Origin of the sequence: Pseudomonas sp. Pseusp97 (assembly GCF_047304025.1) — a bacterium.
Lineage (GTDB): Bacteria > Pseudomonadota > Gammaproteobacteria > Pseudomonadales > Pseudomonadaceae > Pseudomonas.
On sequence record NZ_JBGLYK010000531.1, the window covers coordinates 1 to 279 of the forward strand.

At 63.8% G+C, this 279-nt stretch carries 1 protein-coding gene; it reads right to left on the reverse strand.

Annotated features, from left to right (window positions below; translation table 11 throughout):
- On the reverse strand, positions 1-229 hold a 229-nt coding region (locus ACCC94_RS30225), incomplete at its 3' end, for a hypothetical protein (protein ID WP_413353237.1).
- Between the last annotated feature and the right edge of the window lie 50 nt (positions 230-279).

Genomic DNA, 279 nt, shown 5'->3' on the forward strand with positions numbered 1-279 from the left:
GTTCGACCTGCTTCCAGGTGTTCGGCAGGGCGCTGCTGTCCTGAAGAGGCGCTGGATTGCTGAAGCCAGGCGCGTCGTCGACCTGCCAGTCGGCCCGCGTGAGGTGCAACAGCGCATCGGACTGCTGCGAGCCGACCGTTCCGGCCAGCAAGACACCAATGACGCCCAGCAATGCCATCGAAACGACGAGCACCACGTTGGCGAAGAAGGGCGCGGGACGGTAGGTCAAGGGGAGTTCGGATGGGCAGCGTTCAGAACCGACGCGAACGAGATGTAACC